At 61.0% G+C, this 21,179-nt stretch carries 20 protein-coding genes and 1 pseudogene; 15 read left to right on the plus strand and 6 right to left on the minus strand.

The window, feature by feature from the left end; all coding sequences use genetic code 11:
- On the minus strand, nt 1–1,996 hold a 1,996-nt coding region (locus RDM88_RS05695; RefSeq protein WP_308753904.1), incomplete at its 3' end, for an InlB B-repeat-containing protein.
- Nucleotide 1,997: 1 nt separating this feature from the next.
- Nucleotides 1,998–2,252, minus strand: coding sequence for a hypothetical protein (locus tag RDM88_RS05700; protein ID WP_308753905.1), 255 nt, complete (start codon nt 2,250–2,252; stop codon nt 1,998–2,000).
- A gap of 350 nt (nt 2,253–2,602) precedes the next feature.
- On the opposite strand from RDM88_RS05700, the gene RDM88_RS05705 reads away from it, so the two are divergent.
- Together RDM88_RS05705 and RDM88_RS05710 are read left to right on the plus strand one after the other, a co-directional pair.
- Nucleotides 2,603–3,358 (plus strand): threonine/serine exporter family protein, encoded by a 756-nt coding sequence (locus RDM88_RS05705; protein ID WP_308753906.1) that lies wholly within the window; start codon nt 2,603–2,605, stop codon nt 3,356–3,358.
- Nucleotides 3,359–3,371: 13 nt separating this feature from the next.
- Complete coding sequence (locus RDM88_RS05710) at nt 3,372–3,827, plus strand: threonine/serine exporter family protein (RefSeq protein ID WP_308753907.1); 456 nt, start codon at nt 3,372–3,374, stop codon at nt 3,825–3,827.
- 36 nt (nt 3,828–3,863) lie between these two features.
- On the opposite strand, the gene RDM88_RS05715 is transcribed toward RDM88_RS05710, so the two are convergent.
- The 3 genes from RDM88_RS05715 to RDM88_RS05725 all read right to left on the minus strand — a co-directional run bounded on the left by RDM88_RS05715 (nt 3,864) and on the right by RDM88_RS05725 (nt 7,505).
- Nucleotides 3,864–4,220 carry a PqqD family protein gene (locus RDM88_RS05715; RefSeq protein ID WP_308753908.1) on the minus strand — a complete coding sequence of 119 codons (357 nt, stop codon included), beginning with the start codon at nt 4,218–4,220 and terminating at the stop codon, nt 3,864–3,866.
- Nucleotides 4,207–6,141 carry an OPT family oligopeptide transporter gene (locus RDM88_RS05720; RefSeq protein ID WP_308753909.1) on the minus strand — a complete coding sequence of 645 codons (1,935 nt, stop codon included), beginning with the start codon at nt 6,139–6,141 and terminating at the stop codon, nt 4,207–4,209. Before RDM88_RS05720 ends, RDM88_RS05715 begins: the two co-directional genes overlap by 14 nt.
- 98 nt (nt 6,142–6,239) lie before the next feature.
- Nucleotides 6,240–7,505 (minus strand): Sapep family Mn(2+)-dependent dipeptidase, encoded by a 1,266-nt coding sequence (locus tag RDM88_RS05725; protein ID WP_308753910.1) that lies wholly within the window; start codon nt 7,503–7,505, stop codon nt 6,240–6,242.
- A 142-nt stretch (nt 7,506–7,647) separates the two neighbouring features.
- Here RDM88_RS05725 and RDM88_RS05730 point away from each other — a divergent pair, with 142 nt between their 5' ends.
- The 3 genes from RDM88_RS05730 (at nt 7,648) to RDM88_RS05740 (ending at nt 10,318) form a co-directional block, all read left to right on the plus strand.
- On the plus strand, nt 7,648–8,124 hold the full coding sequence (locus RDM88_RS05730) for an N-acetyltransferase (RefSeq protein ID WP_308753911.1): 477 nt from the start codon (nt 7,648–7,650) through the stop codon (nt 8,122–8,124).
- 95 nt (nt 8,125–8,219) lie between these two features.
- Nucleotides 8,220–9,530 carry a putative DNA modification/repair radical SAM protein gene (locus RDM88_RS05735; protein ID WP_308753912.1) on the plus strand — a complete coding sequence of 437 codons (1,311 nt, stop codon included), beginning with the start codon at nt 8,220–8,222 and terminating at the stop codon, nt 9,528–9,530.
- On the plus strand, nt 9,509–10,318 hold the full coding sequence (locus RDM88_RS05740; RefSeq protein ID WP_308753913.1) for a TIGR03915 family putative DNA repair protein: 810 nt from the start codon (nt 9,509–9,511) through the stop codon (nt 10,316–10,318). Before RDM88_RS05735 ends, RDM88_RS05740 begins: the two co-directional genes overlap by 22 nt.
- 44 nt (nt 10,319–10,362) lie before the next feature.
- Here the strand turns inward: RDM88_RS05740 and RDM88_RS05745 are convergent, their stop codons facing one another.
- Nucleotides 10,363–11,541: a substrate-binding domain-containing protein gene (locus tag RDM88_RS05745; RefSeq protein WP_308753914.1), complete on the minus strand. Its 1,179-nt coding sequence runs from the start codon at nt 11,539–11,541 to the stop codon at nt 10,363–10,365.
- A gap of 169 nt (nt 11,542–11,710) precedes the next feature.
- Between RDM88_RS05745 and RDM88_RS05750 the strand changes: the two genes are divergently transcribed.
- From RDM88_RS05750 to RDM88_RS05795, 10 genes and pseudogenes are all read left to right on the plus strand, one after another.
- Nucleotides 11,711–11,950: a FeoA family protein gene (locus tag RDM88_RS05750; protein ID WP_101550434.1), complete on the plus strand. Its 240-nt coding sequence runs from the start codon at nt 11,711–11,713 to the stop codon at nt 11,948–11,950.
- Nucleotides 11,951–11,976: 26 nt separating this feature from the next.
- Nucleotides 11,977–13,278, plus strand: a pseudogene (locus RDM88_RS05755) (FeoB small GTPase domain-containing protein); the annotation flags it as partial.
- A gap of 259 nt (nt 13,279–13,537) precedes the next feature.
- The gene (locus RDM88_RS05760) at nt 13,538–15,175 is read left to right on the plus strand and encodes a recombinase family protein (RefSeq protein WP_308753915.1); all 1,638 of its coding nucleotides are present in this window, start codon (nt 13,538–13,540) and stop codon (nt 15,173–15,175) included.
- Nucleotides 15,176–15,275: 100 nt separating this feature from the next.
- Nucleotides 15,276–15,821 (plus strand): MarR family transcriptional regulator, encoded by a 546-nt coding sequence (locus tag RDM88_RS05765; protein WP_308753916.1) that lies wholly within the window; start codon nt 15,276–15,278, stop codon nt 15,819–15,821.
- 259 nt (nt 15,822–16,080) lie between these two features.
- The gene (locus RDM88_RS05770; RefSeq protein ID WP_308753917.1) at nt 16,081–17,082 is read left to right on the plus strand and encodes a succinylglutamate desuccinylase/aspartoacylase family protein; all 1,002 of its coding nucleotides are present in this window, start codon (nt 16,081–16,083) and stop codon (nt 17,080–17,082) included.
- Nucleotides 17,083–17,217 (plus strand): hypothetical protein, encoded by a 135-nt coding sequence (locus RDM88_RS05775; RefSeq protein WP_308753918.1) that lies wholly within the window; start codon nt 17,083–17,085, stop codon nt 17,215–17,217.
- A 58-nt stretch (nt 17,218–17,275) separates the two neighbouring features.
- Nucleotides 17,276–18,736: a hypothetical protein gene (locus RDM88_RS05780; protein WP_308753919.1), complete on the plus strand. Its 1,461-nt coding sequence runs from the start codon at nt 17,276–17,278 to the stop codon at nt 18,734–18,736.
- The gene (locus RDM88_RS05785) at nt 18,712–19,344 is read left to right on the plus strand and encodes a hypothetical protein (RefSeq protein ID WP_308753920.1); all 633 of its coding nucleotides are present in this window, start codon (nt 18,712–18,714) and stop codon (nt 19,342–19,344) included. Before RDM88_RS05780 ends, RDM88_RS05785 begins: the two co-directional genes overlap by 25 nt.
- A 123-nt stretch (nt 19,345–19,467) precedes the next feature.
- Nucleotides 19,468–20,778: a UbiD family decarboxylase gene (locus RDM88_RS05790; protein WP_308753921.1), complete on the plus strand. Its 1,311-nt coding sequence runs from the start codon at nt 19,468–19,470 to the stop codon at nt 20,776–20,778.
- Between the two features lie 40 nt (nt 20,779–20,818).
- Nucleotides 20,819–21,179 (plus strand): FAD-dependent oxidoreductase (locus RDM88_RS05795; protein ID WP_308753922.1); only part of this gene is annotated, 361 nt, incomplete at its 3' end.

Here is a 21,179-nt window from a genome sequence, read left to right on the forward strand (position 1 = left end):
GATCGTCGGGGTCCGTCTGATCATCGGGGTCCTGCTGATCATCGGGGTCCGTCTGATCGTCGGGGTCCTGCTGGTCGTCGGGGTCCTGCTGATCTTCGAGGTCCTTCAAATCTTCGGTAGCATCTTCTTCTTCGCTGTCCTGACTGCGCAGTTTTTTGAGTTTGGCGTTGAGCTCGTCGATTTGTTCGGCGAGATCGCGGTAGTCCTCCAAATCGTCGTTGATTTCGTCGATGTCGGCATAGACGCCGTCCCTGATCAGCGCGGCTTTGAGCGCGTCGATCTCCTGCTGGAGGGAGGCGTCGGGCGCTTCCTCCGCGACGGTCTCCGCGGACATCAGGCTGATCATGTTGTGCGCGGCTTCCCTGGGTTCGGAGGAGACGGAGAAGCTGTCAAAGCGATAGCCGCTGAAGCTGTCGATCGCATCGGACAGGTCGACCGGGCCGGCAACGGAGGGTGCGTCCATGGTGGACGTGATATCAGCCTTGCCGTCCGAGAAGGTATAGACAAGGTTGATCACGTTGTCGCCCGGCTCCGGCGGGGTGACGCCCTTTTCCGTCCACTTGGCGTGGAGGGTGATGCTTTCGGTGACGGTATCGGAACCGAAGTTCCATTTGTTTTGGAAGGTACCGTCGTCCGTGTACCAACCGTCGAAGTCGAAGCCCTCTCTGGTGGGGTCGGCCGGTTTCGAGACTGTGCCGCCCGAGGTCACATCATTGATGGAATCCACATCAGAGCCACCGTTGCTGTCGAAGGTGACGGTATAGGTTTCAACGGGCGACTGTTTCGGAGTTGCGGTGTAGTAAGCCCCAACAATGGAATCCCCATTAATCAAAATGGGCGAATTTTCCAGTTTCCCTCCGAGATGTCCGTTCCCACTTTCCCATTCCAACGTTTGGAATTTATAGTCATAATTCTCGTAGTCAAAACTGTCTTTATTTACTGCGGGCAGAGAGTCGAACCGATATCCGGCGGGAGAAGATACATCGTACGGCCCATAAGTTGAGGAATTCCCGGTATAACGATTATTCACATAGGTTTTGACCGTCAGATTGGCAGTCGCAGGGGTGTCTGGCTTTTTCTCCGCATGATAGTTTGCCTTGATGGTCGCGGCGGCCGCACCGGTGGTATAGGTGGTGGATTCCGATTTGGCGTTGCCAAATTGTCCGGTGCCGCCGGTCCATCCGGTGAAGGTATAATTGTACGCCGGGTCCTTGGTGAAGCTGGCGGGAGCAATCGAGACGGACTTCCCGCTTGCATGGCTACCGCCGCCCGTGCCGCCGCCGACCTTCGCATTATCCACGTAGGTTTCGACGGTTAGCTGATAAGTCTGCGGAGTTTCCTTCTGCCATACCGCATAGAACGTCGGGTAAGCGTTATTGCTCAGGGTATAGGAAGCGCCGGATGCATAGTCTACGGTGTTGGTGCTACCGGAGGAAATCGACCAACCCAAAAATTCATACCCGTCACGAGCGGGTTTATTGCCGCTGAGCGTGATGGAAGAGCTGGTCGTACTTCCAGACTGAGCAGACGGCATACCAGTAACAGTGAAATCCGAACAGTTTTTATCGTAAGTAATACGATAAGTTACCTGTTTTTTCACCATATAATAAACCGTATATCCATTACTCGTTACGTAAGTACCTGAGAAAGTCTTAAACTTATTATTTGATTCGATATTTGGCAGTGTATTTTTACCGGGAGTCTGCGACCAAGTAATCCCTATAAACTGGTAGCCGTTGTCGTTGAATTGAATTTGATTTTTTACGGTGTTAAAAGAAGGAGCTTCAATCCAGTTGTTTACATTGGATGAAACGCTATAATCCTTAGAATAAGTTCCGGATGCATAAGTATAACCTGTATTCAAAGAATCGTCCAGAATAAAAACTCTGAAATTTATTGTCCAAGTTTTATTGGCCGCCAGCGCGCTCACCGGCACGAGCGTGAGCACGAGTAGGGCCGCGATGAGGGCTGCCAAAAGTTTCTTCATGTTGCGCATCTTACTTCTCCTCCTGTATCCGCGCCGGAATGGTTCCGGCGTCGGCGTCGTTCCAGCCCGCGAGAACCTCTTCGCCCGGGGCCTGCGCGTCGAGCGCGCTGTCCATCAGTTGTATGAGTTCCAGCGTGCTTCGGAACCGCTGGGTCTTTTTCTGGTCGAGCCACTGGATACTGCCCTGCCAGGTGGCGTTCTGCCGGAACTGCACCTGAATGAGGAACGAAGCCGGGGTCGTCGGCATCCCCGCAGAATCGCTCATTTTTTGCCCACACCCTTCCTGTTATTTCCGCGGGGTTTGTCTCACTTACAAAACACCCAGCTTTTGGTATTGGTAACACCCAAAATATAGCACTCGGTAATCTCACGCCAGTAACAGAATAGAAATTAATCTAATTTGTGACAGAAATTTTACATTTCTTCCAAGAAAATCGATAATTTTCGTTTTTCAATATCAGTGGGATGGGGAGGGCAGGTCACGAATATCATCTAGTTATATAAAAAAGAGGTCCCGCTGTGCGGGACCTCTTTTTCGCCGCGCCATTGTCTGCGCGGGGGAACTATGGTATACTGTTACGGGATTTTGCAGTTCGGTACGGAAGGGGAAGGGCCTTGGACTACAACGAACTTTTGCACGTCTCGGCGGACGTGGGCAGCGAGCTGCTCGAGAGCGGCGCGGAGACCTACCGCGTGGAGGAATCGGTCTACCGGCTGGTGCGCGCCTACGGGGCGCGGGAGGCGAACGTCTTCGCGGTGCCGACCTGCATCATCGTGTCGATCACGCTCGGGGACGGCAGCACGGTCAGCAAGACCCGCCGCATCTATGCGCGCGGCACCAACCTCGACCGAATCGATCTCTTAAACGCCCTCTGCCGGCGCATCTGCCGGGGGGAGGTCCCGCTGGAGGAGGCGTACGGCGAGCTGGAGGCGATCCGCCGGCTGGGCGGTTCCCCGCCCGCGCGGCGGTGCGCGGGGTATGTGCTGATCGCGTTTGCGTTCGCCCTGTTTTTCGGTGGGACGCTCGCGGACGCGGGCTGCGCGGCCGTCATCGGGCTGGCGGTGTTCTTCGTCGTGTTCGCGCTCGAGCGCTGGAAGGCTAACGCCGTCTTCGTCAACATCATCGCCAGCGGCGTCACGATGATGCTCGCGGTGGCCGCCGTGGGGCTGGGACTGGGGCGGAACATCGACAAGATGGTCATCGGCGTGCTCATGAACCTCGTCCCGGGCGTGGCGATCACCAATGCGATGCGGGATATCATGGCGGGGGACTACCTTGCCGGACAGGCCCGCCTCACCGAGGCGCTGCTCACCGCCGCGGCGATGGCGCTCGGCGCGGGCGCCGCGCTGACCGTCGCGCGGATGCTGTAGGGAGGAAATTTTGATGGAACTGTTTCTGCCCTGCCTCTACTCCTTCATGGGGTGCGTCGGCTACTGTCTGGTCTTCAACATCCGCATGCGCAAGCGGATGCTCCTGCTCGCGTCGCTCGGCGGCGCGGTCGGATGGTGCGTCTACCTGCTCTGCGGCTGGCTCCAGAACGACATCACCCAGTCGTTCGCCGCGATTCTCGCGGTCGCCGCCTATTCCGAGATCATGGCGCGCCTCCAGAAATCCCCCGCCACCGTCTACCTCATCGTGGGGCTGATTCCGCTGGTGCCGGGCGGCGGCATCTACTACACGATGGAATACTGCATCAACGGCGACATGATGAACTTCATGAACACCGGAATCCACACGCTGGGCATCGCGGGAGCGCTGGCAATCGGCATCCTACTCGTCTCCGCCTGCGTGCGGATTCTCAACAACATCCAGCGCCGAAAGCGCCGGGAGACGGCATAAAAAGGAAGGGCGCGGCCACGGCCGCGCCCTTCCTTTTTATGCGTTTGTCCGCCAGCGGATGAACCGGTATTCCCGCAGCAGCTCGATAAACCGCACGAGGCGCGGGTAGAGCGGTGCGGCCTCCTCCCCGAACCGCGCTTCCAGCAGCACGCCGATCTCCCCGACCGGGCGAATGCCGTCGATCTGGAGCCACACGAAGCTGCCCTGCCGGTCGAGGTCGATCCTGCTTGCCGCGGGCCGCCCGAAGCACCGCTGCGCCATGCGGTTAAAAAGCCCCCGGTGCGCGGCGGTCAGCGTGACGAGCCCCGGCTCCCGCTCCCTCCAGGGCAGCCCGGGGTCGCGCAGCGGCACGAGGTCGAGATAGTTGCGGGAGCGGCGTTCACGCCCCGTCATGGCGGTTGCGGAGGGCCGCGCCCAGCAGGGAGAGGATGAGCAGGCCGAAGGCCGCGAGGGAGAGCAGGGCCGCCCAACCGCCGAGCCCGGACGTCAGGCGGGAGAGGTCGATGGCGCCGCCCAGGCTGACCGATTCGCCGGCGGCGTCCTTCCCGACCGGGATGATGGCGAAGACGGCCAGCAGGATGCCGATGAGCCCTTCGCCCGCGATCATGCCGGAGGTGTAGAGGACGCCGCGTTCGATCGTGTCCTTCCGCGCCTCTTCGGAGCGGCACCGGCGTTTTTCAAACCACAGGCGGACGAGCCCGCCCGTCATGATCGGGACGGAGAGATGGATGGGCAGGTAGATGCCCACCGCGAAGGGGAGCACGGGGATGCGCAGGATTTCGGCGGCGACGCCGATGCCCGCGCCCGCGAAGACGAGGGTCCAGGGGAGATTCCCCTCCATGACTCCCTCGACGACCATCTTCATGAGCATCGCCTGGGGGGCGGGCAGCTCGGTGGAGCCGTAGCCCCATGCCATATCGAGCAGGTAGAGCACGCCGCCGATCGCGATCGCGGCGGCGGCCACGCCCACCAGCTCGCCGAGCTGCTGCTTGCGCGGCGTTGCGCCGAGGATATAGCCGGTCTTGAGGTCCTGGGAGGTGTCTCCCGCGATCGCGGCGATGATGCAGATGACCGAGCCGATCGCGATCGCGCCCATCATGCCGCCCTGTCCGGCGCTGCCGGTGGATTTGAGGAGCATCGTGCAGAAGAGCAGCGTGGCGATCGCCATGCCCGAGACGGGGTTGTTGCTCGAGCCGACAAGCCCCACCAGCCTGGAGGAGACGGTCGCGAAGAAGAACCCGAACACCGCGATGCACACCGCGCCGAGCAGCGTGACGGGAATGGGCGGGAAGAGCCAGATGAAGACGATGGTGGCGAGCACGAGCGCGCCGATGATTCCCATCGGCAGGTCGCGGTCGGTGCGCAGGCCGGTGCCCTTTCCGCCGCCGTAGCCCTTGACCGCCTGCCCGAAGGTGCGCGCGATGAGCGGCAGGGACTTGACGAGGCTGAGGATGCCGCCCGCGGCGACCGCCCCCGCGCCGATATACTTGATATAGCTGTTCCAGATGTCGGTGGACGCCATTTCGGAGATCGGCTTGAGCCCGGGGAAGAGCAGGGCGCCCCCGCCGAAGAGGGCGATGAGGGGCATGAGCACGAGCCAGCTTACAACGCCGCCCGCCATCATATAGGAGGCGATCCGCGGCCCGCAGATGTAGCCGACGCCGAGCAGCGCGGGCAGCACGTCGACCCCGACGCCCGACCCGCGGTAGCCGCCGATCTCATAGTGCACCTCGCTGGGGAAGAGCTTGAGCCCGTCCGCGATGAATTTGTAGAGCGCGGCGAGGCCCAGCCCGGCGAAGACGGTGCCCGCCTTGGAGCCGCCCTGCTCGCCCGCGAGCAGGACCTCGGCGCAGGCGGTGCCCTCGGGATAGGGGAGCACGCCGTGCTCCCGGACGATGAGCGCCTTGCGCAGCGGCACCATGAAGAGCACGCCGAGCACGCCGCCGCACAGCGCGATCATCGAGATTTCCACGAGGGAGGGCGCGCTGCCGCCCCACTCCTTCATCCACATGAACATGGCGGGCAGGGTAAAGATCGCGCCGGCGGCGACCGATTCGCCCGCCGAGCCGATCGTCTGGACCATGTTGTTTTCAAGGATGGAATCCCGCCGCAGCAGCACGCGGATGATTCCCATCGAGATGACCGCCGCGGGGATCGAGGCGGACACGGTCATGCCGACGCGCAGCCCGAGATAGGCGTTCGCGCCGCCGAAGAGCACCGCCAGCAGGCAGCCGAGCAGCAGCGAGACGACGGTGAACTCGGGCGCGACCCGGTCGGCGGGCACAAAGGGTTTGAAATCCGGTTTTTCTTCCATGAAAAAACCCCTTCCTGATTGGATACGCCCCCGCGAAAACGCAGGGGGGAACGGGGCCGTCCGCCCCGCCGTACACAGTCAGGAAGGGGAAGACAGCCTTACAGCGCCTCGATCGCGTTCGCGAGGATCTGGTGGTTTTTCCAGATCGACTCGAGCGCCCAGTTTTCATTGGTCTTGTGGTAGGTGACCTCCTCGCCGGGGAAGAGCGCGCCGAACGCCACCGCGTTCTTGAAGGCGCGCGCGTAGGTGCCGCCGCCCGTCGAGACGGGCGGGTCGTCCCGGCCGGTGCATTCCTTGTAGACCGCCTGCAGGGTGGTCACAAGGGGGGAGTCCTTCTCCACGTAGAGGGGGGGCTGGAAGAACTCGTTCTCCACCGAGAAGCCGAACGGCGCGACGGCCTTTGCGAGCGCCTCCACCACCTGCGCGTCGGTGAAGGTCACCGGCACGCGGATGTCGCATTTGAGCTCCGCGGAACGGGCGTCCACCTTGGCGATCGAGGGATTCACCGTTAGTCTGCCCGAAGGCTCGTCGGAAAATGCGACGCCGAATTTTTCGGGGCCCGCGTTTTCCATAAGCCGGAGGAAGGGATGGTCGATCCCCTTGGCGCGCAGCTCGTCGCAGAGCTTCACAAGAGCGTTGACGCCGAGATGGGGGGCCATCGCGTGGGACGCCCTGCCCGCCGCCTCGTAATGGACGCCGCCGGCCTCCGCTTCCGCGTGGGCGGGCACGACGTTGTAGGCGTTCGGGCAGGAGATCTCAAGGGGCTTCACACCCTCGTCGAGCGCGCGGAAGAGGCGGACGTGCAGGATGCCCTTTTCCGCGTAGGTGACGGGGTATTCGGAGTCGGGGGTGAAGGCGCAGTCAGGGGCCTCCTCGGTTTTGTGGTAGCGGGCCATGCACCGCCAGTCGCCCGCCTCCTCGTCGCCGCCGAGGATGAGGCGCACCCGCTTGCCGGGCGCGAGGCCGCTGTCCGCGACCGCCTTCATCGCGTAGAGGGCGGTCATGGCGGGGCCCTTGTCGTCGCAGGCGCCGCGCCCGTAGAGGCGGCCGTCGATCACGGTGCCGTCGAAGGGAGGGGCGAGCCAGCCGTCCTCCTCGACGGGGACGGTGTCCACGTGGGCGATGATGCCGACGAGCCGGCTTCCCTCGCCCATCTCGATCCAGCCGCAGTAGCCGTCGAGGTTTTTGGTGCGGAAGCCGAATTTCCGGCCGAGCGCCAGCATGTATTCGAGCGCGTCGTTGACGCCCCTGCCGAGCGGCGCGTCGTCGGTGACGGGGCCGCAGCCGCCGTTGACGCTTTTGATCTGCAGCAGTCCGCGCAGGTCGGCGAGGAACTGTTCTTCATTCAGCGGATAATGTTTCATGTCCAGGCTCCTTTTGTTGGGATATTGATAGGGTTGCCGTACTTTCCTAGAATATCACAAACCCTTCCGCATTTCCAGCCGCTTGCGCCGAAAGGCCCTTTTGCGGTAAAATACAACTGGCAGCGAAAGAGGAGGCGGTAGGATGGTGCGGCCCGCAAAACCGGACGAGCTCGGCAGGATTCAGGAAATCTACGCGGCGGCCCGGCGGTATATGGCGGAAAACGGCAACCCGGCGCAGTGGGGAAACGGCTACCCGCAGCGGGAGCTGCTCGAGGAGGATCTCAGGAGCGGACAGCTCTATGTCGTCACGGAAAACGGGGAGGTCCACGGCGTATTCGTGCTGACGCTGGGGGAGGAGCCGACCTACGCGGAGATGGAAAACGGCGCGTGGGAGCATGACGGGCCCTATGGGACGATCCATCGGGTCGCCAGCGACGGAAGGGGCGTCTTTGCCCAGTGCGTGGAATTTTGCAGGGGACGGATGGAGCGCCTGCGCATCGACACACATGAAAAGAACGGCACGATGCGCCATCTGATCGAAAAGCACGGCTTTGCGCGGCGCGGGATCATTTATGTGGAGGACGGCAGCCCGCGGATCGCGTATGAGTACGGCGAGTAGCGGCGGGACGGAACGGTTAAATTTGGCGTGTTGACTTTTGGCCCGGCGTGGGGTAAAATAGGTGTAGAACATATGTTCTTCGGAGGATTACCCACATGGACCTGATGGAAAAACTGGAAATTCTTTCGGACGCCGCCAAGTATGACGCGGCCTGCACCTCGTCGGGCGTCGACCGCAGGGGAGAGAAGGGCGGCATCGGGAGCTGCGTCAGCGCGGGCATCTGCCACAGCTTCGCCTCCGACGGCCGGTGCATCTCGCTCTTAAAGGTGCTGATGACCAACTCCTGCGTCTACGACTGCAAATACTGCGTCAACCGCCGCTCGAACGACGTGCGCCGCACGGCGTTCACCCCGCGCGAGCTGGCCGAACTGACGATCCAGTTCTACCGCCGCAACTATATCGAGGGGCTCTTCCTCTCGTCGGGCATCCTCAAAAATCCCGATTACACCTGTGAGCGGATGATCCAGGCGCTGGAAATCCTGCGGAACGAATACCGCTTCGGCGGCTATATCCACGCCAAGGCGATTCCCGGGGCGGACGACCGGCTGATCGCGCGGCTCGGCCTGCTGGCCGACCGCATGAGCGTCAACATCGAGCTGCCGAGCCAGCAGAGCCTCGTAAAGCTCGCGCCCGACAAGTCGAAGACGGATATCCTGCGGCCGATGGGGCTCATCCGGACGGGCATCGCGGAGAACGCCTCCGACCTTGTGCGCTGCCGGCACGCGCCCAAATTCGCGCCCGCGGGCCAGAGCACCCAGATGATCATCGGCGCGACGCCCGACAGCGACTTCCAGATCCTGCGGCTGACGCAGGGCCTCTACAAAAAATTCGGGCTCAAGCGGGTGTTCTTCTCGGCGTACATGCCGGTGCAGGAGGACGCGCTGCTGCCCGCCCTCGACACCCGGCCGCCGCTCCTGCGGGAGCACCGGCTCTACCAGGCCGACTGGCTGCTGCGCTTCTACGGCTTCGACGCGTCCGAGCTGCTCGACGAGGGGCACCAGAGCTTCAACCCGCTTGTCGACCCCAAATGCAACTGGGCGATCAACCACATGGACCAGTTCCCGGTCGAGGTGAACCGCGCCCCCTATGAGATGCTGCTGCGGGTTCCGGGCATCGGCGTCAAGAGCGCCAAGCGGATTTTGGCGGCGCGAAGGTCGTGCGCGCTCACCTTCGAGGGGCTCAGGCGCATCGGCGTGGTGCTGAAAAGGGCGCAGTATTTCCTGCTCTGCTCGGGGAAGATGGCGGAGGGGCTCGTCGTCACCCCCGACGCGGTGCTTCGCGCGCTCATCTCCGAGCGGGACTACGAGCGGGCGCGGCTGCCGGAGGAGGCGCCCGAGCAGCTTTCGCTCTTCGACCGCAATCCAACCAGGGAGGACGTGGTGCAGTGCCTGACCGGACAGATTTAGTCTACCTCTGCGAGGAGAGCCTGGAGGGGGCGCTCTGCTGCGTCTACGAGAGCTATACCCGCCGTGAAACGCCCTTCGACATCCTGCCCGAGGGCACGCCCACCCTCTATCCCTCGCGCGCGGTCCTCTCCGACGAGGCCCACGCCGCGCGGGTGTGGCGCTCGCTTTTGAAGCTGGACGGGGAGGCGGCCGCGTGGGTGCGCGATGGCTGGTGCTCCTGCATGGAGGGGCGGGAATACCGCGCCTACCGGTTTATCCGCGCCCTCTACGCCCACGGGCCGCGCGTCATGGACAACCTCGCGGACCCGGACGTGGGGGCGTTTTTCAAGCTCGTGCGGTTCCAGCGAAACGAGGCGCACCTGATGAAGGAGTTCCTGCGCTTTGCCGACTATGGAGGCGCGCTCGTCTCGGTCATCGAACCGAAGGCGCTCATCCTAGAGAGCCTCGCGCCCCACTTTACCGACCGCTTTCCCGAGGAGCAGTTCATGATCTTCGACAAGACGCACGGCTTCGCGCTCTTCTACCGCCCCTACGAGTGGGTGGTGCGCCCGGTCGGTGAGCTGACGCTGCCCGCCGCGGACGCGGAGGAACGGAAGTTCCGCGCCCTCTGGCGGCGGTATTACGACCGCATCGGCATCGAGGGGCGCTATAACCCCAAATGCCGGATGACCCACATGTACAAGCGGTTCTGGAAGAACATGCTTGAGATGGACCGCGAGACGGGGATCCTGCGCGCCGACGAACGCGTTCCGCTGGACGGTCCGTCCGGGCCGCTGCGGCTCGAATAGGAAAAGGAAGAGGCCCCGCCGGGATTCCCGGCGGGGCCTCTTTTCTATGGCCGGATCCCGGCGTAGCCGGTCCGTTCGATCAGCTCCTGTCCCTCGGGGGAGAGAATCCATTCGAGCAGCGCGTCGGTCTGCCCGGCGCTTTGGGTGGTGACGGCGTAGAACTCGCTCGTCAGAGGGTAGCGGCCCGCCCGGATGTTCTCCACCGTGGGCGCGACCCCGTCCACCGCCAGCAGCTTGATGCCCTTGTTGCCGACCAGCTGGTCGGCATAGTAGCGGAAGGAAAAGCCGATCGCGTTTTTGTGGTTGCGGTAGTCGGAGGCGCGCTCGATGATCCCGACCATCATGCTCACGATCTGCTCGGTGGGCGGGGACATCAGCGGCATGTCCCCCATGAAGCGGATAAGCGCGCTCTGGCTGCCGCTGCCCTCGTTGCGCTGGAAGGCGAGAATGGATTCGTCGTGTCCGCCGACCTCCTTCCAGTTGGTGATCTCGCCGGAATAGATTTTCCGGATCTGTTCCGAGGTGAGATTGTCGACCGGGTTTTTGCGGTTGACGAAAAAGACGAATCCCTCCCGGCCGATGGGGGTGAACTGAAGATCGCGCCCCGCCGCGCGGGCCTCTTCGATCTGTTCCTCCGATGGGTACGCGCCGAACATCACGTCGATCTCCCCTTGGGCGAGCCGGGCGTAGCCGCCGATCGTGTTGTGATAGCAAAAGGGGCCCCCGTCCCCGTTGATCGGCGGGATGTCGGACGGGTAGACGGCGTTTACGAAAGCGGAATAGACGGGGAAGAGGGCGGTCGCGCCGTCCACCACTGGAAGCGGGTCGGAGAGCCGCAGGCTTGCCGGGCCGTCCAGCCGCGCGATTTTGGAATCGGGCTCAAAGGGCAGGTAGTCGGCCGTGTCAAAGGGCGCGCCGTCTTCGACCGTCAGGTGCCGGTCGTAGGCGTCCAGACCGATTTTGACGCCCAGGCTGCCGGCGGCCAGAACGCAGACGACAGCCAGGAGCACCGCCGTCCGCCGGCGGGCCTTTCCCGGCCGCAGCAGGATCAGGATGACGCCCAAAATGGCGAGGGCCAGCGGCAGCAGGGCGAAGAGGATGGGGAAGCCGGCAACGAGAGCCAGTATGAAAACAAAATATATGGCGGCCGGCGTGGCAAGGATCACCAGCAGGACGGCGGCACCACGTGGGATGATGGGAGATTTACCGTTCGAATCGTTCATCATACAGACCTCCGGAGCCGTTTTCTTTTTCATACTACCAGAAAAACGGCCGGCCGGCAAGCGGGAAGGCCGGGTGAAAAATGAGGAACGCTCACACACCGATGGGAATAGGCTAATAGGGGGCAATCCACAAAGCCCCCGAAATTCAGATAGATTTGGAGAAGAAACCATGAACCAAGATATGATCCCTTTAAACCGCGTGCCGGAAGGGCGCGTCGCACGGGTCATCGACCTGTTTACCACCGGGAACATGCGGCGGAGGTTGCAGGACATCGGGCTGATTGAGGGAACCGACGTCGAGTGCCTGCAAAAGAGCCCGGCCGGGGACCCGGTCGCCTATTACATTCGCGGAGCGGTTATCGCGCTGCGCTCGGAGGATTCCCAAAACATACTGGTGCGCTGCAATTAAAAACGACGACATAGGGGGAGATTTCAGTGGGCTTAACATCCGGTTCCACGGGAAAACGTGCGGTCGACAGCGGCTTTGTCATTGAAAGGAACGCGGGCGAACGGGTCATCGCGCTGGCGGGCAATCCGAATGTAGGCAAAAGCACGGTTTTTAATGAGCTGACCGGGCTCAACCAGCATACCGGCAACTGGCCGGGCAAAACGGTCACGAACGCACAGGGGCGCTATACCCACAAGGGCCGCGAGTACGTCATGGTGGACATCCCGGGTACTTATTCGCTGATGGCGCATTCGGTGGAGGAGGAGGTCGCGCGGGACTTCATCTGCTTCGGAGACCCCGACGCGGTGGTGGTCGTGTGCGACGCGACCTGCCTCGAACGCAACATGAACCTTGTCCTCCAGACGCTGGAGATCACCGACCGCGTCGTCGTCTGCGTGAACCTGATGGACGAGGCGCGGAAAAAACACATCGAGATCAACTTCGCGAAGCTCTCGGAGAACCTCGGCGTACCGGTCGTGGGCACCAGCGCGCGCAGCCGGGAAGGGCTCGACGAGCTGATGGACGCTGTGGGGCGGGTGGTGGAGAGCGACCGCTGCGAGCCGGTTCGGCTGCGGTATCCGCAGGCGGTGGAGGACGCGCTCGCGCTGCTGGCACCCGCCGTGGAACCGCTCTGCACGGGCGGAATTCCCGCCCGCTGGATTTCCCTCAAGCTGCTTGCGGACGATACCCAGCTGATCGACGCGCTGGGAAGCTGCAAGAAATGCAGCCTTCTCGCCAACGACGGCGTCGCGTCCGCGCTGCAGCGGGCGCGCGCCTTACTGGCGGGACAGGAGATTTCCGTCGAAAAGCTGCGGGACATCATCGTTTCCTCCATCGTCCTGCACGCCGAGGAAACCTGTTCGGACGTCGTGACTTTCCGCAAGGAGGGCTACAACGACCGGGACCGCCGCCTCGACCGCATCCTTACCAGCCGCGCCACTGGCATCCCGTTGATGCTCCTGATGCTCGCCGTCGTCTTCTGGCTGACAATCACCGGTGCAAACTATCCCTCGCAGCTGCTGGCGGACGCCCTCTTCTGGGTGCAGGACCGCCTGACGGAATTTTTCGTCTGGCTTGGTGCGCCCGTCTGGGTAAACAGCCTGCTGGTCGAAGGGGTCTACAGGGTACTTGCATGGGTCGTTTCCGTCATGCTGCCCCCGATGGCGATCTTTTTCCCGCTTTTTACCCTCCTGGAGGACTCCGGCTACCTGCCACGCATCGCCTTCAACCTCGACCGCGGCTTCAAACGCTGCCACGCGTGCGGCAAGCAGGCGCTGACCATGTGCATGGCGGGGGAAGCGTATGCGGGGAACGCCCGTATGTGGGACAGGGCGCGCTGCTTTTCGCCGGCAAGCGGACAGGCGGCCGCAGCATACACATGTTGCAGGGGGTGTATGCCATGGAGGAAAAGGAAGCGAAAGCGGGACGGAGAACGGTCTATACAGTAGAGCTTCGCGGTACGCCGGAGGGACCTCCGTTGCGGGAGCTGCTTCGGGAACTGCTGGTGCGGGAGCTTCGGGAAAATCCGCCCCACAGCGGCGGCACGGAATGAACGGAAAGGAGTCGTCCTCCTACGCGGCGGCGCTCTATCTGCGCCTCTCGCGGGACGACGAGGGGGCGGGCGACAGTGCCAGCATTGTCTCGCAGCGTGAAATACTGACCCGTTATGCGCGTGAGAGGGACTTCCCCGTCTATGGCGAATATGTGGACGACGGGTGGAGCGGAACCAATTTTGACCGACCCGCCTTCAAGCGGATGTTGGAGGATATCGAGGCGGGACGGGTGAATCTCGTCCTCACCAAGGACCTCTCCAGGCTGGGGCGCGACTATATTGAGACGGGCCGGTACACCGAAATCTACTTCCCGTCAAGGCGGGTTCGTTACATTGCGGTCAACGACGGATACGATTCGGAGAATCCGGACAGCGATATCGCGCCGTTCCGCAACGTGATCAACGAGATGTACGCGCGCGACACTTCACGGAAAATTCGCAGCGCCTTCGCCGCGCGGATGCAAAGCGGAGCGTTCATCGGGAATTTTGCGCCCTACGGCTACCGAAAGGACCCAGCCGACCGCCATCACCTGATCCCGCACGGGCAGACAGCTCCTGTTGTACAGCGGATTTTCCGCATGGCGGCGGAGGGGTGGACACCTTCCTGGATTGCCCGGGAGCTCAGCGGGGAGGGGATCCCCCCGCCCGCCGTGCAGCGGCTACTCGACCGCGGAGGGGAGGCTCCATTCCCGCAACGGGAGTGGACGGCAGCCTCGGTGGCAAGGATCGTCCGAAACGTCGTCTATCTCGGACATATGGCGCAGGGCAAAACAACCCGGCTATCCTTTAAAAGTGGCGTCACCGTGCGCAACCCCAAAGCAGAATGGGTGGTGGTTAAAGACACCCATGCGCCGCTCGTCGGACAGGAGGAATTTGAGCGGGTGGGGCGGCGCCTGAGCGGGCGTACCTACACTGGACGGGGTGAATTCCGAAACCTTTTCTCCGGGCTCGCCCGCTGCGCCGACTGCGGGAAAGGGATGTCGACGGTCGGTACCCGCCGCAGAGAAGGAGAGGCGGATCTCGCCTGTGGCGGGTATAAAGGGAACGGAAAAGGCGCCTGTACCAACCACTTCATCGCCTACGAGTCGCTTTACCGACTTGTGCAAGAGGGCTTACGGGAAGCGGCGTGCCTCGGGGGTGAGGAGCGCCGACGGTTGCTGGAGGAGCTTACGGAGGTGTTCGTACCGGAGGGGGAGGGCGCGCGGGCACGGGAGAGGGATGCACTTCGGGCACAGGAGGCGCGGCTGGACGATATCATTGGGAAGCTCTATCTTGACCGGGCGGAAGGCCGGATTAACGAGGGGCGTTTCCGGAGACTCCTCGCCCGGTTCGAGACAAAAGGGCGCGAAATCGCCGCGCGGATTGCCCGGGCGGAGAGACCTGCGTCCCCCGATCCTACCGGCGGACGCGGTCCTTTGGAACGGGCGAACGCATTGCTGGATTTTCCGGAACTGACGGAAGGGTTGTTATGGAAGTTGATCGACCATATTGAGATCGGCCAGGGATGCTATGAAAAGACGGAACAGGGTCGGGTCAAACATCAGCGGGTCCGGCTTACCTTTCGTTTTCCGTTGGAGGGGCGGACTGAAAAAATTGAATTTGGCGCCATAAATAATAACAAAGAACCTAAATAATATATATTCCAATATATTCCACACTGGGCTTGATTGAGCCGCTGATTTGTGCGATAATAATACAAAACCGGACGATTTTACAGGGGCAGGAGAGGAAAACATGACGGAAGCACGCGGCCAGCAAAATATCGACGATATTTTTCATCAACTTAATGATAAAGCCAAAAAGGTCTATCGATTTGTGACAGTCTATCACGACATCCTCCATTTTCCGAGGGACTATGGCACCGGACAGCCAATCAATATGGTAGAGGTGCACACCCTCACGGATATTGCGGAGCGGCCGGGAACGACGGTGACACAGCTCGCACAGTACTGGAACCGTACGCCGAGCGCGATTTGCCAAACGGTCAAAAAGCTAGAGGCCAAGGGCTATATCGAGCGCCGCAAGGAAGGGGAGGATGCCAAGACGGTCCATCTTTACGCAACGGAGGAGGGAAAGCAGCTGAGTATGGCTCACAAGCTGCACAGCACGATTTCCATCACGGAGACGCTGCAGTATCTGCGCCAATCCTGCACCTCGGAGGAGATCGAGACCTTTTACAAGGTGATTGACCGTTATACCCAGTTGCTTAAGAAGGAATGGCGCGCCAAAAAAGTGGATAAGGCGGACGGTCTAAAGAAAGAGTTAACAAAAGATTATTAAGCAATTATACTAACTTCGTTGCGAATAGAATTATAGTTCAGGATCACGGACAACGAGGTTCGAAGGTTAATTTCTTCGAACCTCGTTGTTTTTTGTGTTTTGCTGACAAATGTATCGTTAGTATGAGGCAATAAAATGAGATTATATTGTTGATAATCATGAAATTTTACTTTTCTTGTTGACAAGATTGTGGCAAACTCGTAACATGAAATTGAAAATATAGTTAAGTATCTAAATAAATATGAAAGGGGTTTTCGCAATGAAGATCGGAACGGCGCAGGCGGAGCGGGGGGCCGTCGCCCAAGGATACCTCCACACCGCGTGGCTCGCGGACGGCGCGGAGGTCAGGGTACCGGTGATGATTGCCCATGGAAAACGGGACGGTCCGCTGCTGTGGATCAACGCAGGGGTGCACGGGGAGGAAATTTCGGGCATCTTCGCTATTCATCGGCTATTTTCCCGGCTCGACGTCGCGGCCCTGCGGGGGACCGTCGTTGCGACGCCGGGCTGCAACCCGCTGGCGCTGCGCGGCTGTAATAAATTTACCCCGGAGGACCAGTTGGACCTCGATCAGCAATTCCCGGGCAGGGAGAACGGTTGGCTCTCGGAACAGATGGCCTACCACTTTTTTAAGGAACTCAGGGCAGCCCGCCCGGATTATCTGATTGATCTGCACGCACTCGGTGGAGTGGACGCCGTTCCCTATACGGTCTATAAGGCGGCAGCGGGGGTTGATCCGCAGATCAACGAAGATGCAAAAAACATGGCGCTGCTCATGGGCGCGGAATTCAACTGCCGCGTCGAGCTCTCGAGCGCTAAGGGGGAGTTGCCCGGTTCGCTGCTCGGCGCGCTTGATGTGCAGTGTACGCTCAACGGTATCCCCGCCGTTATGGTTGAAATGGGCGCGGGTAACCGAGTACATTGGGAAAATGTCACCCGCGTGACAGACGGGATCCTGAGCGTCATGCGGCTCTTCAACATGCTCGACGGGGAGCCGAAGCGGTTTCACGGACAGAAGATCGTTACAAAACGCGACTTCCCCTGCAGCCGCCGGGGCGGCCTGGCCATACCCTGCTGCAAACCGGGGGAGATCGTCAAAGCCGGGACCGTGTTCGCGCGGATCGTGGATTTCATGGGAAACGAGCTGGAACGGATGGTCGCGCCGCAGGACCTCTGCCTGATCGGGGTACTGGAAAACCCGATGGTGCACAGCGGTAAGGTGGTTGCGGCGGTTGGATTGGAATGGGAGGAGGTGAATTAAATGGTGTGGGGCATGCCGCTGAACAGCTTCCTGTTCTTCTATGTGCTGCCTTGGGGGTCCTTTGTCCTGGTGCTGATCTACGGAATTATCTGGACGCTGAGCGGCAAAAGGGATTCCCGGGACCACAAGGAGTAAAGGAGTAAAGGAGTAGGAGAGTAATCCGGAGGACAGAACGAAAGGGAGGGACAAATGTATGGTGATTGCAATCATTGCGGCTTATTTTATTGTACTGATCGGAATCGGAATCTGGTCGAGCCGCCGGGTCAAGACCTCGAGCGGGTATTTCCTGGGCAACAAGGAAACCGGCCCGGTGCTGACCGCATTTCGCTTCGCTTCAACTTTTGAAAGCGGCGCGATGATGCTGGGTACGCCGGGCATGGGGTATTCCATCGGATATCCCGGACTGATCCAGGGCTTTTTGGGGCCGCTGGGATATTTCTTCTCCTTCCGCGTATTTGGGCAGCGGACGAAGGTTTGCTGTGACCACTACGATGTCCTTACCGTTCCTCAACTTCTGGAGAAGCGGTATCACTCCCAATACGTGCGGATGCTGGCATCGCTGGCGATCCTCGTCGGCCTGACGGGCAGTGTTGTGGCACAGCTCAAGGCGATGGGCGAGGTCTTCTCCAGCGTCCTGAAAATCGACTATATCCCAGGCGTGCTGATCGGTGTCGCCGTCGTGGGAATCTACAGCTTTTTCGGCGGCTATGTCGCCACCCTGTGGGCCAACTGCATCCAGGGCATCCTGATGATGTTTGGTGCGGTCATCGTGTTCTGTTTCGCCAATGTGGCCTGCTTCGGAGAATTTACGCTTGCCGGCCTTCCCGAGAAGTTCAACGCCATCCTGTCGGGCGTAAATCCCGACATGCTGACGATTACGGGGGGCGGGGCGATCCCCATGTCGACGATCGTTGTCATGCTGATCATTTCGCTATCGATCGGCATTGCGCTGCCGCAGCAGACGGTTACCCTCTTCAGCATGAAGAATCGAAACGTGGCCCGGGTCGCGCTCATCATCTGTTCGATCTTTTCGGTCGTGCTGATGTGGGGACTCATGCCGTCCGCATGGATGGCGCATGAGATCATTCCGCCGGTTTCCAATCCCGACAGCGTCATCCCGACCCTCGTGTCGGCGATCATGCCGCCCGCACTGGCGGGGCTTTTTCTCGCCGCAGTGCTCTCGGCGATCATGTCGACGGTCGGCAGCCTGATGCTGGTCACCGCCTCGGCGCTCAGCCAGGACATCTTCAACATGCTGGCCCCCAAGGTCTATGAGAAGCGGCCGATGTTTTACGACCGTCTGGCGGTCTTCCTGATGGTCGTTATCCCGATGGCGATCGCCCTCAAGCCGCCCGCCGCAATTTTCTGGATCATTATCTTTGCGTTCAGCATGATCGTCCTGACCTTCCTGATGCCGATGCTCGGCTGCATTTTCTGGAAGAAATCCACCAAGCAGGGCGCGCTCGCCTCGATGGTGGTCGGCGCGATCCTTGTGCCTCTCTGGACGGTCATCGGGGAACCGGGCATCCCGGCACTTTTTTTGGGCGTGATTCTCGCTCCGGTGCTCTTCATCGTCGTCAGTCTCGCCACCCAGGGAGGACGCCAGGACCACGCAGAGGTGGACGGCCTATGGAATGCCTTTTCACAGATGTAAGGGAAGGCGCCCCCGGGCTGGAATACGGCCCGCCGGTATATGCACGGATCGGCTTTGACAAGGCGAAGCTGGACAGGCTCATCGCAGCAATGGCGGAGAGGAAAAGACCGCATGCATCCGACGGGGAATTCCGATATGAGCTCTGTTACGTCCCCTATTACCTGATTCGGGTGCGGGGGACGAAGCCCCGCCGGTTCCGTCCCCCGCTGATCCGTTGCACCTGCTTCGGTATCGAGGCGGTCAGCGGCTACTATGCCGCGACGCCGGGGCTTCTCCCCAATGCTGACATGCAGGAGGAAAACATCCGGGAAGGAGCGCGGTTTCCCGTGCGTATCCCCGTGGAGGAGGCGCTGCAAAAGGGCATGGAGGCGCTGCGCGAAAACGCGTCCTTCTCGGTAAAGGGTGTCTTCTGGTGCAGCCGTGCGCTCGAGATCCGGGTAGAGGCGATCCAATTTGTCTACAAGCCCTATTGGGCAGTACACCTCGAGACTCCGGAGGGTCACGTGACGCGCGCCATCGACGCTGTGACGGGAGAGCTCGGGGGAAGCAACGGTTATCGGTTTATGCAGTGCTACCAAAACAGCCGCCCCATGGGGTCGGAACTTTAAAACACCTTGCCGGGACGGTTGCTCTCACGTATATGGCCGCGGCCTGTGGATGGGCCGTGCGGCTGTTTGAAAGCAGTCTTTTTATTGCAGGGAACGAAAAATGACGGACACGGAGGTCGGAAGATGATCAAAGACCTTAGGGAGTATCTCGCCATGCTGGAAGGGCAGGGGAACCTCGACCGGATCGAAACGCCAGTCGGACTCTCCTCGATTCCGTCCATCATGGCCGCACAGGAAAAGAAGGGGAAGACGGTACTGATCGAGAACATCGAGGGGTATCGGTATTCCGTAGTCAACAACATTTTTGGCCGCCGGGAGTTCCTCGCCTCGGTGTTCGGCTGTTCCCGAGAGGAGGTCATGCGGGAGTTCGCTGACCGATACGACCATCCCATTAAACCGGTGATGGTAGACGAGGGTCCGGTGCAGGAGGTCGTGCTCACGGGGGACGAGGTGGATGTCGAGAGGTTCCCCTTTATTGTCCACTGCGCGAAGGACGCGGGCCGATATATCACCGGCGGCATGGTGATCGCGAAGGATCCCGAGACGGGGGTACGCAACCTCTCCTTCAACCGGATGCAGCTCAAAGGCCCTCGCAAGACGGGGTTCCGAATGTCTCCGACGCAGGACCTGGAATCCTATTACCGGAAGGCAGTCGCGAAAAACCAACCGCTGGAGATCGCAGTCGTGATCGGTAGCCATCCGCTCGATCTGCTGGCGGCGGCCTGCGGGCCGGCGCGCGACGTCGACGAACTGGACATCTCGGGCGGTCTGCGTCGGGAACCGGTCGAGCTGGTCAAATGCAGGACGGTCGACCTCGAGGTGCCCGCCTACGCGGAAATCGTCCTTGAGGGCCAGATCAACCCCGGCGAACTGGAGGACGAGGGCCCGTTCGGCGACTTTATGGAGTTTTATATTCCCGTGATGAAAAACCACATCTTCCACATCAACGCTGTCACGATGCGGAAGGATCCGATGATCCAGGTCATCCGCGCGGGTTCGACCGACGATGTGACCCTGCTCGGAACCCCCCGCGAGGCTCAGCTCTACCGGGTGCTCAGGGGCAACAACGTCGATGTGCGCGCAATCAACCTCATGGTCTGCAAAAACTACCTTACGGGGGCGATCTCGATCAGGAAGCAGATTGAGAACGAGGCGAAAAATGCCCTGATGGCAGCGTTCGGCAGCTTTAAGTTTCTCAAGAACTGCGTGATCGTCGACCACGACGTCGATGTTTTCGATCCGGCCGACATCTGGTGGGCGCTTTCCACCCGGCTGCGCGCCGAACGAGGAGTCATGGTTGTGCCCAATGCGGTCGGCTTTGGCAGGGACGTTCACGGAATCCACACGGCTAAGCTGGGAATCGACGCGACGGTGCCGCTCGACGCGTGGGACGAGTTCGAGCGGGTGACGATCTACAATCCGGACGGCGAATAGGGCCGGCCCGGAATGTGCAACCGAAAAAGAGGTGAAGCGAATGACAACAACGGCGGACATCGTCATCATCGGCGCGGGTTCGACCGGGACCAGCATCGCCTGGCACCTGGCGCGGCGCGGGGTCAGGCGGATCGTCCTTTTGGAAAAGCTGGGGGTTGGCTCGGGCGCGACGGGGCACGCCGCGGGCCTGATCCGTCACCACTATCCCGATGCGGAGCTCGTCAGGATGACGAAATACTGCTCGCAGAAACTGGAACATTTTGAGGAGGAGATGGCGTTTCCCATCGACTTTGTAAAAAACGGATTTTGCTACCTGGCGCCGCAGTCCCCGGCGGAGATGGCGGAGATAATCGCGATGCAGCGGGCGCAGGGGGTCGATGTTGAAATGCTTACCCCGGAGG

The sequence above is a fragment of the uncultured Anaerotruncus sp. genome (assembly GCF_902490045.1).
Classification (GTDB): domain Bacteria; phylum Bacillota; class Clostridia; order Oscillospirales; family Ruminococcaceae; genus Anaerotruncus.

Bases quoted from the DNA above. Each gene is read 5' to 3' on its own strand.
- RDM88_RS05780 (WP_308753919.1), top strand. From the start codon at position 17,276: ATGGTGATTGCAATCATTGCGGCTTATTTTATTGTACTGATCGGAATC.
- RDM88_RS05760 (WP_308753915.1), top strand. From the start codon at position 13,538: ATGAACGGAAAGGAGTCGTCCTCCTACGCGGCGGCGCTCTATCTGCGC.
- RDM88_RS05745 (WP_308753914.1), bottom strand. From the start codon at position 11,541: ATGAACGATTCGAACGGTAAATCTCCCATCATCCCACGTGGTGCCGCC.
- RDM88_RS05765 (WP_308753916.1), top strand. From the start codon at position 15,276: ATGACGGAAGCACGCGGCCAGCAAAATATCGACGATATTTTTCATCAA.
- RDM88_RS05790 (WP_308753921.1), top strand. From the start codon at position 19,468: ATGATCAAAGACCTTAGGGAGTATCTCGCCATGCTGGAAGGGCAGGGG.
- RDM88_RS05770 (WP_308753917.1), top strand. From the start codon at position 16,081: ATGAAGATCGGAACGGCGCAGGCGGAGCGGGGGGCCGTCGCCCAAGGA.
- RDM88_RS05775 (WP_308753918.1), top strand. From the start codon at position 17,083: ATGGTGTGGGGCATGCCGCTGAACAGCTTCCTGTTCTTCTATGTGCTG.
- RDM88_RS05785 (WP_308753920.1), top strand. From the start codon at position 18,712: ATGGAATGCCTTTTCACAGATGTAAGGGAAGGCGCCCCCGGGCTGGAA.
- RDM88_RS05735 (WP_308753912.1), top strand. From the start codon at position 8,220: ATGGACCTGATGGAAAAACTGGAAATTCTTTCGGACGCCGCCAAGTAT.
- RDM88_RS05725 (WP_308753910.1), bottom strand. From the start codon at position 7,505: ATGAAACATTATCCGCTGAATGAAGAACAGTTCCTCGCCGACCTGCGC.
- RDM88_RS05730 (WP_308753911.1), top strand. From the start codon at position 7,648: ATGGTGCGGCCCGCAAAACCGGACGAGCTCGGCAGGATTCAGGAAATC.
- RDM88_RS05715 (WP_308753908.1), bottom strand. From the start codon at position 4,220: ATGACGGGGCGTGAACGCCGCTCCCGCAACTATCTCGACCTCGTGCCG.
- RDM88_RS05750 (WP_101550434.1), top strand. From the start codon at position 11,711: ATGAACCAAGATATGATCCCTTTAAACCGCGTGCCGGAAGGGCGCGTC.
- RDM88_RS05720 (WP_308753909.1), bottom strand. From the start codon at position 6,141: ATGGAAGAAAAACCGGATTTCAAACCCTTTGTGCCCGCCGACCGGGTC.
- RDM88_RS05710 (WP_308753907.1), top strand. From the start codon at position 3,372: ATGGAACTGTTTCTGCCCTGCCTCTACTCCTTCATGGGGTGCGTCGGC.
- RDM88_RS05700 (WP_308753905.1), bottom strand. From the start codon at position 2,252: ATGAGCGATTCTGCGGGGATGCCGACGACCCCGGCTTCGTTCCTCATT.